The sequence below is a fragment of the Streptomyces laculatispora genome (assembly GCF_017353455.1).
Lineage (GTDB): Bacteria > Actinomycetota > Actinomycetes > Streptomycetales > Streptomycetaceae > Streptomyces > Streptomyces laculatispora.
Window position 1 is genome coordinate 1 of the sequence record NZ_JAFMPZ010000604.1, and the last position, 13,718, is coordinate 13,718.

Annotated in this window: 11 protein-coding genes; 4 read left to right on the forward strand and 7 right to left on the reverse strand. The window is 70.5% G+C overall.

The window, feature by feature from the left end; all coding sequences use genetic code 11:
• The first annotated feature begins 327 nt into the window (after window positions 1–327).
• A complete protein-coding gene (locus J1C73_RS31735; RefSeq protein ID WP_207319392.1) occupies window positions 328–2,292 on the forward strand; it encodes a transglycosylase domain-containing protein in 1,965 nt (654 codons plus the stop codon).
• An 88-nt stretch (window positions 2,293–2,380) separates the two neighbouring features.
• Here J1C73_RS31735 and hemB read toward each other — a convergent pair whose 3' ends face one another.
• From hemB to J1C73_RS31765, 6 genes are all read right to left on the reverse strand, one after another.
• Complete coding sequence (hemB, locus tag J1C73_RS31740; RefSeq protein WP_207319393.1) at window positions 2,381–3,385, reverse strand: porphobilinogen synthase; 1,005 nt, start codon at window positions 3,383–3,385, stop codon at window positions 2,381–2,383.
• Window positions 3,386–3,498: 113 nt separating this feature from the next.
• Window positions 3,499–5,166, reverse strand: a complete 1,668-nt coding sequence (locus J1C73_RS31745) for a bifunctional uroporphyrinogen-III C-methyltransferase/uroporphyrinogen-III synthase (protein ID WP_123460002.1) — start codon at window positions 5,164–5,166, stop codon at window positions 3,499–3,501.
• On the reverse strand, window positions 5,163–6,149 hold the full coding sequence (gene hemC, locus J1C73_RS31750) for a hydroxymethylbilane synthase (protein ID WP_123460003.1): 987 nt from the start codon (window positions 6,147–6,149) through the stop codon (window positions 5,163–5,165). The genes J1C73_RS31745 and hemC overlap by 4 nt, the downstream gene beginning before the upstream one ends.
• Window positions 6,146–7,642: a glutamyl-tRNA reductase gene (locus J1C73_RS31755; protein WP_207319394.1), complete on the reverse strand. Its 1,497-nt coding sequence runs from the start codon at window positions 7,640–7,642 to the stop codon at window positions 6,146–6,148. The genes hemC and J1C73_RS31755 overlap by 4 nt, the downstream gene beginning before the upstream one ends.
• Window positions 7,639–8,409, reverse strand: coding sequence for a redox-sensing transcriptional repressor Rex (locus tag J1C73_RS31760; RefSeq protein ID WP_123460005.1), 771 nt, complete (start codon window positions 8,407–8,409; stop codon window positions 7,639–7,641). The genes J1C73_RS31755 and J1C73_RS31760 overlap by 4 nt, the downstream gene beginning before the upstream one ends.
• Before the next feature lie 272 nt (window positions 8,410–8,681).
• Window positions 8,682–8,957 (reverse strand): glutaredoxin family protein, encoded by a 276-nt coding sequence (locus J1C73_RS31765; protein WP_123462067.1) that lies wholly within the window; start codon window positions 8,955–8,957, stop codon window positions 8,682–8,684.
• A gap of 148 nt (window positions 8,958–9,105) precedes the next feature.
• On the opposite strand from J1C73_RS31765, the gene J1C73_RS31770 reads away from it, so the two are divergent.
• From J1C73_RS31770 to J1C73_RS31780, 3 genes are all read left to right on the forward strand, one after another.
• Window positions 9,106–10,065, forward strand: a complete 960-nt coding sequence (locus J1C73_RS31770; RefSeq protein WP_207319395.1) for an HAD family hydrolase — start codon at window positions 9,106–9,108, stop codon at window positions 10,063–10,065.
• Window positions 10,066–10,346: 281 nt separating this feature from the next.
• Window positions 10,347–11,123: an ECF subfamily RNA polymerase sigma factor, BldN family gene (locus J1C73_RS31775; protein ID WP_207319396.1), complete on the forward strand. Its 777-nt coding sequence runs from the start codon at window positions 10,347–10,349 to the stop codon at window positions 11,121–11,123.
• A 225-nt stretch (window positions 11,124–11,348) separates the two neighbouring features.
• Entirely contained in the window at window positions 11,349–12,542 is a 1,194-nt protein-coding gene (locus tag J1C73_RS31780) for a DUF5667 domain-containing protein (RefSeq protein ID WP_207319397.1), read from the forward strand.
• Between the two features lie 76 nt (window positions 12,543–12,618).
• Here J1C73_RS31780 and J1C73_RS31785 read toward each other — a convergent pair whose 3' ends face one another.
• Entirely contained in the window at window positions 12,619–13,647 is a 1,029-nt protein-coding gene (locus tag J1C73_RS31785; protein WP_207319398.1) for a lysophospholipid acyltransferase family protein, read from the reverse strand.
• Between the last annotated feature and the right edge of the window lie 71 nt (window positions 13,648–13,718).

Below are 13,718 nucleotides of genomic sequence, written 5' to 3' on the forward strand. Positions count from 1 at the left end.
CCGGTGCAGCCACGCGGGCCCGAGCGAGAGCCGGGCCCGCGTGCTGCACCGGCTGGCCGACGACCGGACACTGGGCCGGGAGGCCGCCCGCATCCTCGCGGCCTGGGGTCACGGACCGGGGGCCTGAGCGCCGGTCCCCGCCCCCGGGCCGGGGCCGCCGCACCGGCCGACATGTGGGGCATCGTTCATCGTTTCCCCGCAAAGGCTGCCCGGTGCGCGTGCGCCACTCGTGCCGGGCGGGGCCCCGAGACAACCTGATCACGATCCGGAACATCTCCTCTCACAAGTCCGCGCCCCCGCCGTGGACGGTGAACGAGGAGCTGAAGCATGGCCCGACGCCCCATCCGCCCGAAACGCCCTCGCGTGCGCCGAGTCGACTACCCCCGCCGGGGGAGAACCAACTGGCTCCGCTGGGCCCCTTCCTGGCGGCAGGTGCTGAGCGCGGCCCTGCTCGGACTCACGGCGCTTGCCGGGGTGTTCGCCGCTGTGTACGCGTCCGTCGACATCCCGGACGAGAACGCCGAGGCGCGCAAGCAGGGCACCGTCTACTACTGGGCGGACGGCAGCCAGTTGGTGAGCGTGGGCGCGGTCAACCGGCAGAACGTCACGCTCGCCGACATACCCGACTCGATGGAGCACGCGGTCATAGCCGCCGAGAACGAGACCTTCTACTCCGACGCGGGGGTATCGGTGAAGGGGATCGCCCGCGCGGCCGTCAGCATGGTCGAAGGCGGTGAGACCCAGGGCGGCTCCACCATCACCCAGCAGTACGTGAAGAACACCTACCTCAGCCAGGAGCAGTCGGCGAAAAGGAAGTTCAAGGAGTTCTTCATCTCGCTCAAGCTGAGCAACAAGCAGAGCAAGGCGGAGATCCTCCAGGGATATCTGAACACCAGCTGGTTCGGCCGCGGCGCCTACGGCATCCAGGCAGCGGCGGTCACGTACTACGGAATCCCCGCGAAGAACCTCGACCCCAGCCAGACCGCGATGCTCGCGTCCCTGCTCAAGGGGGCGGAGGAGTACGACCCCTCGGGCGGCAAGGGCAACCACCAGCGCGCCGTCGACCGCTGGGAGTGGATCCTGGACCGGCAGGTCGAGAACGGCATGATGACGAAGGCCGAGCGGGCCACGTACACGAAGTTCCCGGAGCCGCGGGACGCGGTCAAGCCGACCAGCCTCGGCGGCCAGACCGGCTACCTCGTGGACATCGCCAACAAGTACATCAAGAAGCGTTCGGGCCTCACCGCCAAGGACCTCGCCCGGGGCGGCTACCGGGTGCACACCACCTTCGAGAAGGACAGGGTGCAGCAGCTGGAGCGGGCCGTGCGCAGCGTGCGCAGGCACGACCTCGCCCCCAAGAAGCGCGCCGCGGACAAGTACGTCGAGGTCGGCGCCGCATCCGTCCGTCCCGAGGACGGGGCCGTGGTCGCGGTGTACGGCGGAGCCGACGCGACCACCCGTTTCGCCAACAACGCCGACACCGCGGGTGTCCCCGTCGGCTCGGCCTTCAAGCCCTTCGTGCTGGCCGCGGCCCTTCAGAAGGGCGGCGGAATCACCCTGGACAGCGGCTACAGCAGTACGGGGCGTCTGATCACGGGCGGCCCGCGCCCGGCGACGCCCACGGCCCCCTCGGGTGGCGGTGTCCTCCCGGTGCCGGTCCTGGTGCCGACGACCCTGCGCGACGCGCTGATCAGATCGGCGAACCTCACCTTCGAACGGCTCGGCAAGGACATCGGGCTGAAGAAGGTGAAGGAGATGGCGGTCGCGGCCGGGCTGCACGAGGAGAGCCTGGCCCGGCTGGACAAGTCCTTCCCCCTCGGCACGTCCACACCGAGCGCGGTCAGGATGGCGGACGCGTACGGCGCCTTCAGCAACGGCGGTATGCGGGCCGAGCCCTACTCGGTGACCGGGATGACCCGGGACGGCGAGGCCATCGAGGGCTTCGGGAAACCGGAGCCGCAGCGCGCGATGGACACCTCGGTGGCCAACGACGTGAAGGACACCCTGGGCATCGCGGCCTGGACGTCGCTGGCACAGGACAAGAAGTTCGACGCGTTCGCCGGTTCCGGGACCCTCGACGACCTCTCGGCGGGCGCGACCGATGGGGACGACCGGATGAAGTCGGCTTGGTTCATCGGCCACACCAAGGGGCTGACCACGGCCGTGACGATGTTCCGCAACAAGCCGGGAACCCCTCAACTGCTGGGAATGCAGGGCGTGGGCGGTGACGACTCGGAGCGCGGCAACGTCTTCCCGCTCCGGATCTGGACCGCCTACGCCACCGCGAAGTAGGCCCACCGGCCCGGTGGCGCCGTACGCGAAAGTCCCGCCCTGGTACCGGAGTTCCTCACCGGCCGGGCGGGACTTCCGCGTACCCGCTTCAGGAGCCGGCGCGCCCCAGCCGCTGCGCGACCTCCGTCGCCCAGTACGTCAGGATCATCTGCGCGCCCGCCCGCCGGATACCGGTCAGGCTCTCCATGATCGCCACGTCCCGGTCGATCCAGCCGCGCTCGGCGGCGGCCTCGATCATCGCGTACTCACCACTGATCTGGTACGCGGCGACCGGCACGTCCACCGACTCGGCGACCTTCGCCAGGATGTCCAGGTACGGTCCGGCCGGCTTGACCATGACCATGTCCGCGCCCTCGGCGAGGTCGAGCGCCAACTCGCGCAGCGACTCACGGGCGTTGGCCGGGTCCTGCTGGTACGTCTTGCGGTCACCCTGGAGCGAGGAGCCGACGGCCTCGCGGAACGGGCCGTAGAAGGCGGAGGAGTACTTCGCCGTGTACGCGAGGATCGAGACGTCCTCGTGTCCGGTCTGGTCCAGCGCGTCGCGGACCACCCCGACCTGGCCGTCCATCATGCCGCTGGGGCCGACCACATGGGCGCCCGCGTCGGCCTGGACCTGGGCCATCTCGGCGTACCGCTCCAGCGTCGCGTCGTTGTCGACCTGGCCGTCCTCGGTCAGCACACCGCAGTGGCCGTGGTCGGTGTACTCGTCCAGACAGAGGTCGGACATGACGACGAGATCGTCACCGACCTCCTCACGCACCGCGCGCAGACCGGCCTGGAGGATGCCCTCGGGGTCGGTGCCCGCCGTGCCCCGGGCGTCCTTTTTCTCGTCCAGCGGCACACCGAACAGCATGATCCCGCTGACCCCGGCCGAGACCGCGTCGACCGCGGCCTTGCGCAGGGTGTCCAGGGTGTGCTGCCGCACCCCGGGCATGGCCGAGATGGCGACCGGGGCGTCGATGCCCTCGCGCACGAACGCGGGCAGGATCAGATTCGCCGGGTCGAGCCGTGTCTCGGCGACCATCCGCCGCATCGCGGGGGTCGTCCGCAGCCGTCGGGGGCGAGAGCCGGGGAAGTTTCCGTACACAGTCATCCTTCGAGACTAGACCCGCACACATCACCGTCTTACCGACACCCGTGCCGGGAAAAGCGGACGGGGCCCGGACCGCCGAAGCGGACCGGACCCCGTACATCCGTTACAACGGATCAGGTCGTCGTACGACGCCGCCGCGCACCCGGACGGCGCTCGCTCGGCCGCGTCACCGGGTCACCGGCCTCCTTCGCCGCGTCCCGGCGCTGCGCACCGAAGGCGGCGAGCGCCTCGGCAAGCTTGTGCACGGACGGCTCCGGCGACAGGACGTCGACGCGCAGACCGTGCTCCTCGGCGGTCTTCGCCGTGGCCGGGCCGATACACGCGATGACGGTCACGTTGTGCGGCTTGCCGGCGATGCCCACCAGGTTGCGCACCGTCGAGGACGAGGTGAAGAGCACCGCGTCGAACCCGCCGCCCTTGATGGCCTCACGCGTGTCGGCGGGCGGCGGCGAGGCGCGGACCGTGCGGTACGCGGTGACGTCGTCGACCTCCCAGCCCAGCTCGATGAGACCGGCCACCAGCGTCTCGGTGGCGATGTCGGCACGCGGCAGGAAGACGCGGTCGATCGGGTCGAAGACCGGGTCGTACGGCGGCCAGTCCTCCAGCAGACCGGCGGCGGACTGCTCACCGGACGGCACCAGGTCCGGCTTCACACCGAAGTCGACGAGCGCGGCGGCGGTCTGCTCGCCGACGGCCGCGACCTTGATCCCGGCGAAGGCACGGGCGTCGAGCCCGTACTCCTCGAACTTCTCCCGGACGGCCTTCACCGCGTTGACGCTGGTGAACGCGATCCACTCGTAGCGGCCGGTGACCAGGCCCTTGACCGCGCGCTCCATCTGCTGGGGCGTACGCGGCGGCTCGACGGCGATCGTCGGGACCTCGTGCGGCACCGCGCCGTAAGAACGCAACTGGTCGGAGAGCGACGCCGCCTGCTCCTTCGTACGCGGCACGAGCACCTTCCAGCCGAACATCGGCTTGGACTCGAACCACGCGAGCTGGTCGCGCTGGGCGGCGGAGCTGCGCTCCCCGACCACGGCTATGACAGGCCGGTGCCCCTCCGGCGACGGAAGGACCTTCGCCTGCTTGAAGAGCTGGGCGATGGTGCCCAGCGTCGCCGTCCAGGTGCGCTGCCGGGTCGTCGTGCCGCCGACCGTCACCGTCAGCGGGGTGTCGGGCTTGCGGCCCGCCGATACCAGCTCACCGGCGGCCGCGGCCACCGCGTCGAGCGTCGTCGAGATGACACACGTGGCATCGCTCGCGCCGACCTCGCTCCAGCAGCGGTCCGAGGCGGTACGGGCGTCGACGAACCGGACGTCCGCGCCCTGCGCGTCACGCAGCGGCACCCCGGCGTACGCGGGCACCCCCACGACATTGGCGACACCCGGTACGACCTCGAAGGGAATACCGGCGGCCGCGCAGGCCAGCATCTCGCCGCCCGCGTGACCGTCCAGGCCCGGGTCACCGGCGACGGCACGGACGACCCGCCTGCCGCCCTTCGCGGCCTCCATGACAAGATTGGCCGCATCCCTGAGAACGGGAACACCGACGGCTGTTGACTGCGCGTCAACAACCGTCAGCTCAGGCGTGCTTACGCCTGCCCGCGCATGGCAGCGAACGACGCCGAGAACGTCCGGCTCGGCGACAAGAACGTCCGCGCTCGCAAGCGCCTCGACGGCGCGCAGAGTCAGCAGTCCCGGGTCGCCGGGACCGGCGCCGAGGAAGGTGACGTGCCCTGCGGACAGGACAGGGAAATCGGATGCGGCGGGGCCGGTGGGGCTCAAAGTGCTCGCTCCCCCATAAGACCGGCCGCACCCTTGGCGAGCATCTCGGCCGCGAGTTCGCGACCGAGGGCCGCCGCGTCGTCGTGCGACGTGGGGACGGGACCGGTGGTGGACAGCTGCACCAGCGAGGAACCGTCGGTGGACCCGACGACCCCGCGCAGGCGCAGTTCGTTGACAGCCTGACCGTCGGCCAGGAGGTCGGCCAGCGCACCCACAGGTGCGGAGCAGCCGGCCTCCAGGGCGGCGAGCAGGGCACGCTCGGCGGTCACGGCGGCCCGCGTGTACGGGTCGTCGAGTTCGGCGAGCGCGGCGGCGAGGTCAGCGCTGCTGGCAGCGCATTCGATCGCCAGTGCTCCCTGGCCGGGAGCGGGCAGAACGGTGTCGACCGACAGGAAATCGGTCACCTCACCGGTCCGGCCGAGACGGCTGAGTCCGGCCGCGGCGAGTACCACCGCGTCCAGTTCACCGCTTCGTACAAAACCAATACGCGTATCGACGTTGCCGCGGATCGGCACGGTCTCGATGCCGAGGCCGTGAGCGCGGGCGTACGCGTTGAGCTGCGCCATGCGACGCGGCGAGCCGGTGCCGATCCGGGAACCGGGCGGCAGCTGCCCGAGGGTCAGCCCGTCCCGCGCCACCAGCACGTCACGCGGGTCCTCGCGCACCGGCACCGCGGCCAGCACCAGACCCTCGGGCTGAGCGGTCGGCAGGTCCTTCAGCGAGTGGACGGCGAAGTCCACCTCGCCGCGGAGCAGGGCTTCGCGCAGCGCGGCGACGAACACGCCGGTCCCGCCGATCTGCGAGAGCTGCTCCTTGGAGATGTCCCCGTACGTGGTGATCTCGACGAGCTCGACGGCCCGCCCGGTCACCTCGCTGACGGCCTCGGCCACCAGGCCGGACTGCGCCATGGCGAGCTTGCTGCGCCGGGTCCCCAGCCGCAGCGGCTTGGTGGCCCCCGCGCCCAGGGGTGAGTTGTCGGTCATGACCGCCCTCGATTCGGGTCGTTCAGGTCTGCCCGGGAGACGGCGGCGACCGTCTGCGGGTCGAGGTCGAAGAGTTCCCGCAGCGCATCGGCGTACCCGGCGCCGCCGGGCTCGCTGGCGAGCTGCTTGACCCGCACGGTGGGCGCGTGCAGGAGCTTGTCGACGACGCGGCGCACGGTCTGCGAGATCTCGGCGCGCTGCTTTTCGTCCAGGTCGGGGAGGCGTCCGTCCAGCCGTGCGATCTCGCCCGCGACCACTCCGGCGGCCATCGTGCGCAGGGCGACGACGGTGGGAGTGATGTGGGCGGCGCGCTGGGCGGCACCGAAGGCGGCGACCTCGTCGGCGACGATGGTGCGCACCTGGTCCACATCGGCGGCCATCGGGGCGTCGGCGGACGCCTCGGCGAGCGACTCGATGTCAACGAGGCGCACACCGTCGAGGCGGGCGGCGTCGCCGTCGATGTCACGGGGCATCGCGAGGTCCAGCAGGGCGAGGCGGACCGGCCCGGTGGACTGGGCGGGCACGGTGACCCGGCGGACGGCCTGCGCCTGCGCGGTCGCGGTGGCGGAACCGTTCTCCACCCACACGGCGTGCTGGTCCGGCTCGGCGGGCGGCGCGGCGACGGGCACGGCGGGTGCCTCGCGCGCGTCGAAGTCCAGCCCGAGCGCACCGGCGACGGCCTCGGCGCTCAGCACCAGACCGGTCGCACCGGTGCAGGAGACGACGACATCGGCACGTGTCAGTTCGTCGGAGACCATGGCCATCTCCACCGCGTGGGCCGCCACCGAGGCACCGGCGGCCTGGTTGAGGATCTCGACCAGCCGGTCGGCGCGAGCACGGGTGCGGTTGGCGACGACGATCTCGGCGACACCGGTACGGGCCAGCGTCGCGGCGGCCAGCGAGGACATCGAGCCCGCGCCGATCACCAGGGCGCGCTTGCCCTTCGCCCAGACACCAGGGTCGCGGCCCTCGGCGAGCTGCTCCAGACCGAACGTGACGAGCGACTGCCCGGCCCGGTCGATCCCGGTCTCGCTGTGGGCGCGCTTGCCGACCCGCAGGGCCTGCTGGAAGAGGTCGTTCAGCAGCCGGCCGGCGGTGTGGAGCTCCTGCCCCAGCGCCAGCGCGTCCTTGATCTGACCGAGGATCTGGCCCTCGCCCACGACCATCGAGTCGAGTCCGCAGGCCACCGAGAAGAGGTGGTGGACGGCCCGGTCCTCGTAGTGCACATAGAGATACGGAGTGAGCTCGTCCAGACCGACGCCGCTGTGCCGGGCGAGCAGGGTGGACAGCTCGGCGACGCCCGCGTGGAACTTGTCCACGTCGGCGTACAGCTCGATGCGGTTGCAGGTGGCGAGGACGGCGGCCTCGACCGCGGGCTCCGCGGCGAGGGTGTCGCGCAACAGCGCGGCCTGGGTACCGGCGGCCAGCGAGGCCCGCTCCAGCACGGAGACGGGGGCGCTGCGGTGGCTCAGCCCTACGACAAGGAGACTCATGCCGGCATCACGGCGGGCATGTCCCCGTCGGGTCCCTTCCGGCTGGTGGTCGTGGCGCGCACGGGCGGTGCGGCCGGGTCGGGGGCACTGTCCGCGGCGGCGTCCTCGCCGGCCTTGCGCTGCTCGTGGAAGGCGAGGATCTGGAGCTCGATGGAGAGGTCGACCTTGCGCACGTCGACGCCGTCGGGCACCGAGAGCACGGTCGGGGCGAAGTTGAGGATGGAGGTGACACCCGCGGCCACGAGCCGGTCGCAGACCTGCTGCGCCGCGCCGGGCGGGGTGGTGATCACACCGATCGACACGCCGTTCTCACTGATGATCCGGTCCAGGTCGTCGGCGTGCTGGACGGGGATACCCGCGACGGGCGTTCCGGCCATCGCGGGGTCGGCGTCGATCAGCGCGGCGACCCGGAACCCGCGGGAGGCGAAACCGCCGTAGTTGGCGAGCGCGGCTCCGAGGTTACCGATGCCGACGATCGCGACCGGCCAGTCCTGGGTGAGGCCGAGCTCACGGGAGATCTGGTAGACGAGATACTCGACGTCGTAGCCGACGCCGCGCGTCCCGTACGAACCGAGGTAGCTGAAGTCCTTCCGCAGCTTGGCGGAGTTGACTCCCGCCGCCGCGGCGAGCTCCTCGGAGGAGACCGTGGGCACCGAGCGCTCGGAGAGCGCGGTCAGCGCACGGAGATACAACGGAAGTCGGGCGACGGTGGCCTCGGGAATTCCTCGGCTACGGGTCGCCGGTCGGTGGTTTCGGCCAGTTGCCACGGTGCTCCTGCGGGATGAGCGGGGCTGCAGGCGGCCGCATGTCCCATGGCCGCCCCGTCGAATGCAGGCTATGTCTTTGTGAACGCGTGCACAAAGATAGTGTCCGATTTGTCCGGTCAAAGTGACCGGGGTCACGCACATTCGTCGCGCGATCCAGGAACCGCCGATCGCATCAGCCCGTTGCAGGCCCGAAGGGGGCAAGGTGGTACACACTCCTCACGACTACGCCCCCGGGACCACTCAAAACGCCCATGATGGTAACCGGGTTTCACTCAGGAAAGCAGCGCGCTGCGTAGTCTTACCGGGTCCACCCGCCAGAACGTGTGCTGTTCGTTATCAATGAGGACCACGGGGATCTGCTCCCAGTACTCCCGGTACAGCTGCTCGTCCCGGGTGATGTCCTTCTCCTCCCACGACGCGCCGGTCTCCTCGCAGACTTCCCGCACCACCAGCCTGGCATCGTCACAGAGGTGACACCCGGGTTTCCCGACCAGGGTCACCACCCGGTCCGCGGGCTTCTTCTTCGTACGACGCAACAGGGCACTCATGCCCTCCATTCTGCGCCGCGGACGGAGCCGCCCGGCCCCTCGTCCCCTACGCCCGGAATCACCCGATTAACAATTCGGTTCCCGAGAGTTCACGCCACCGCATCCCGGCAGGTCGGGAAGGGCCGAACCAACTGGCTATGCTCACGGCATGGCCGCTCTTGGATGGCTCACACCCCGTAGGCGTTCCGCGACAGCACGGAGCGTGCTGGCAGGCGAGGCAGCAGCAGAAGCAGCGCGGAAATCGTCGCTCGACGCCGAGCGGTCCGCGGACACCGAAGCCGATGCCGGCGCCACGCCCGGCACGGAGGCCGAGGAACCCGAGTTCCCCGTCGTCGGCGACGACCGGGCCGCCGCCTTCTTCGACCTCGACAACACCGTGATGCAGGGCGCCGCGATCTTCCACTTCGGTCGCGGCCTGTACAAGCGGAAGTTCTTCGAGCGCCGCGAACTGACCCGGTTCGCCTGGCAGCAGGCCTGGTTCAGGCTGGCCGGCGTCGAGGACCCCGAACACATGCAGGACGCGCGCGACAGCGCCCTGTCCATCGTGAAGGGCCACCGCGTCTCCGAGCTGATGTCCATCGGCGAGGAGATCTACGACGAGTACATGGCCGACCGCATCTGGCCCGGCACCCGCGCCCTCGCCCAGGCCCACCTCGACGCCGGACAGAAGGTCTGGCTGGTCACCGCCGCCCCGGTGGAGACCGCCACGATCATCGCCCGCCGCCTCGGCCTGACCGGCGCGCTCGGCACGGTCGCCGAATCCGTCGACGGGGTCTACACCGGGCGCCTGGTCGGCGAACCCCTGCACGGCCCCGCGAAGGCCGAGGCGGTACGCGCCCTGGCCGCGGCGGAGGGCCTGGACCTGGCGCGCTGCGCCGCGTACAGCGACTCGCACAACGACATCCCGATGCTGTCCCTGGTCGGACACCCGTACGCGATCAACCCCGACACCAAGCTCCGCAAGTACGCCCGCGCCCGCGACTGGCGGCTGCGCGACTACCGGACGGGCCGCAAGGCGGCCAAGGTCGGCATCCCGGCCGCGGCCGGGGTGGGCGCCCTCGCGGGCGGCACCGCCGCCGCCGTCGCCCTGCACCGCCGCCGCCGCTGACCCCGGCCGCGCCCACCGGCCGGGGCACCCCCGCGCGACCACAACCTGTCGCGACAGCTGACAGATCCCGAAATAATTCGATCAATAATCGGTCACGATGTGCTACTTAATGTGTCGAATAGTCGCTACAGAAGCGACGTAACCGGTGATTTGAGCAACTGGGTGTAGCACTGCCTGTACGAAGCGTTATTCTCCTCAGACGCATTCCGGAACCCACCACTCACTACGACGAGTGACGGTTCCGCACTGCACGTGATGGAAGCTCTGCCTCTGGGAGTCCCGTGTACCCACACGTCGGGGTTGACGCCTCGGGCCTGGCTACGCTGCGCGCAACGGTCGCCGACCGCTTGCGCGGCTTCGTCCCCACCGCGTACGCCGTACCCGCCTTTGCCACCCCTGCACCTGCCGGCCCTTGCTACGCCCTGGCCGAACGCGGTGCGGCGGTCGGAAGACGCAGCAACCGCGGCGCAACGACCACGTCCACCGTTCGTCGGCCGACGGCCGACAGCGACAGCGCGCGCATGATGGATCTCGTCGAGCGCGCACAGGCCGGTGAGGCTGACGCCTTCGGCCGCCTCTATGACCAGTACAGCGACACCGTGTACCGCTACATCTACTACCGCGTGGGCGGCAAGGCGACGGCGGAGGACCTCACCAGTGAGACCTTCCTGCGCGCCCTGCGGCGTATCTCCACGTTCACCTGGCAGGGCCGCGACTTCGGCGCCTGGCTGGTCACAATCGCCCGCAACCTGGTCGCCGACCACTTCAAATCCAGTCGGTTCCGGCTGGAAGTGACCACCGGCGAAATGCTCGACGCCAACGAGGTCCAGCGCAGCCCCGAGGACTCCGTCCTGGAGTCCCTCTCCAATGCCGCACTGCTGCAAGCCGTGCGCCGACTCAACCCCCAGCAGCAGGAGTGCGTGACCCTGCGCTTCCTGCAAGGGCTCTCGGTCGCCGAGACCGCCCGGGTGATGGGCAAGAACGAGGGCGCGATCAAGACCCTGCAGTACCGCGCCGTCCGCACCCTTGCCCGGCTCCTTCCGGACGATGCCCGCTGACCCCACCCCGGACCGAATCACTCTCTGCAATACGATCATCACCCACTGGTCCGATCATCTTTCGTGCGTAACCCAAGTGCCGCGCCACTCGTTGTGCCGGTTGCAGGCCCCCTGTCGTCACTCCATGTCCGCAGACACTCACTCAATCGTGTGGATGCGCTCAAGGTGTGCAACCTTCCGGACCCTCAGGGGAGTCGACCGTCATGACGAGAGGAGGTGCCGCCAGTGATCGCGAACGTCTCGGCACACCGGCGGGCGAACGCCTTCGCCCAGGCCGTGGAGGAGCAGTCGCTCCGCGGTGCGGCGGCCGTACAGCCCGAGGACCCGGCCGAACCGGCCGACCGCGGAACGCTGTTGGCCCTGGCGAACGGCCTCGGTGAGCTACCGAAGCCGGCGTTGGATCCCGAGGTCAAAGTGGTGCAGCGAGCCCAGCTCGTCGCCGCCATGGAGGCCATGTTCGCCGCGGGCGGTGCGTCCGCGGCCACTACAGTGCCCGAACAACGGGGCAAGGGGGCCCACCGGGCATCCCCGCTCCGCAAACTGCGCCCCAGATCGCGCTGGACGAAGGGCCTCGCGGCCGGCGGACTCACCGTCGGTGTGGCCGCGGGTGCCTTCGGCGGAGTGGCCGCCGCCAGCTCCGACGCCCTCCCGGGTGATTCGCTCTACGGGCTGAAGCGCGGCATGGAGGACATCCACCTCAACCTGGCCGGCAGCGACACCGACCGCGGCGAGGTCTACTTGGACCAGGCGTCGACGCGGCTCAGCGAAGCCCGCAGACTGATGGAACGCGGCCGCGCGGGCGACCTGGACCACGAACAGCTCGGCGAGGTCAGACGCACGCTCAACGGCATGACCCACGACGCCACCGAGGGCCACCGCCTGCTCCACGCGGCCTACCAGCGGGACGGCGCCATCGGCCCGATCCAGACCCTGGACTCCTTCTCCCGCTCGCACCGCGAGAGCTGGACCAGCCTCCGCGACCGGCTGCCCGTCCAGCTGACCGAGCTCGGCGACCAGGTGAGCTCGGTCTTCGCCGCCATAGACGAAGAAGTCGCGCCGCTGCAGTCGCTGTTCCCCCGTACCCCGGAGAAGAACGGCGGATCGCAGCGGTCCGGCTCCACCGACACCGGTACGGCGCCCTCCTCGCACCAGCCCTCCCCCGCGTCCTCCTCACCCGCCGACGCGCACGACGGCCACCAGGGCAGCAGCTCCTCGCCCCGCCCGTCGGACTCGGGCAGCACCCCGGCGGACGGCCTGATCGGGGGCGGCACGGACGACCTCTTCGACCCGCCGTCGCCGGACGCCACCGAACCGTCGAAGGACACCCCGAGCACGGCGCCCACGCCGGACATCACCCTGCCCCCGCTGATCCCCGGCCTGATCGGAGGCCTCGGGATCGACAGCAGAAACGAATCCTGACCCGATCGCCGGACGGGCAGCACCAAGCCCGTCCGGCGATCGCGGACAGCACGCCCGCCCGGACGCACCGGGCACCTCAGAAGAACACCGACCGCCGCTGCACCAGCAGCTTGTACAGCGTGTGCTGGATCTGCTCCCGCACCTGATCCGTCAGATTGAACATCAGCATCGGATCCTCCGCCGCCTCCACCGGATACCCGTCCGTGGAAATCGGTTCACCGAACTGGATCGTCCACTTCGTCGGCAACGGCACCGCCCCCAGCGGCCCCAGCCACGGAAACGTCGGCGTGATCGGGAAGTACGGCGTACCCAGCAGCCGCGCCAGCGTCTTGGAGTTGCCGATCATCGGGTAGATCTCCTCCGCCCCCACGATCGAGCACGGCACGATCGGCACCCCGGCCCGCAGGGCCGTCGACACGAAGCCGCCCCGCCCGAAGCGCTGGAGCTTGTACCGCTCGCCGAACGGCTTGCCGATGCCCTTGAAGCCCTCCGGCATCACCCCGACGACCTCGCCCTGCCGCAGCAGCCGCTCCGCGTCCTCCGCACACGCCAGCGTGTGCCCGGCCTTGCGGGCCAGCTCGTTGACGACCGGCAGCATGAAGACCAGGTCCGCGGCGAGCAGCCGCAGATGCCGCCCCGCCGGGTGGTTGTCGTGCACCGCGACCTGGAGCATCAGCCCGTCCAGCGGCAGCGTCCCGGAGTGGTTGGACACGATGAGCGCCCCGCCGTCCGACGGAATGTTCTCGATGCCCTTCACCTCGACCCGGAAGTACTTCTCGTACACGGGCCGCAGCACCGACATCAGCACCTGGTCGGTGAGTTCCTTGTCGTAGCCGAACTCGTCGACGTCGTACTCACCCGTGACCCGCCGCCGCAGAAACGCGAGCCCGCCCGCGATCCGCCGGTCCCAGCCACCCCGTTCCACGTCCTCAGGAGCCACCGTAGCCTCCTCCAGCTCCTCCGGCGGCAGCCCGCCGTCCAACTGCCCCGGCAGGGCGCTCACGGACCCGTTGCCGCGTCCGGGGGAGCGCCGCCGCGCAGCACGCGGCGAGCCCCCCGCCCGCGAACGGTCGTCATCGAACGGAATGACCTTGGCATCCGCCATCGTCGGTGCGCTCCTCTACCTGCCGCTCGGAGTCGGGTGTGTGTCGCCGCCGGCCCCGGTCGTCCCCGGAG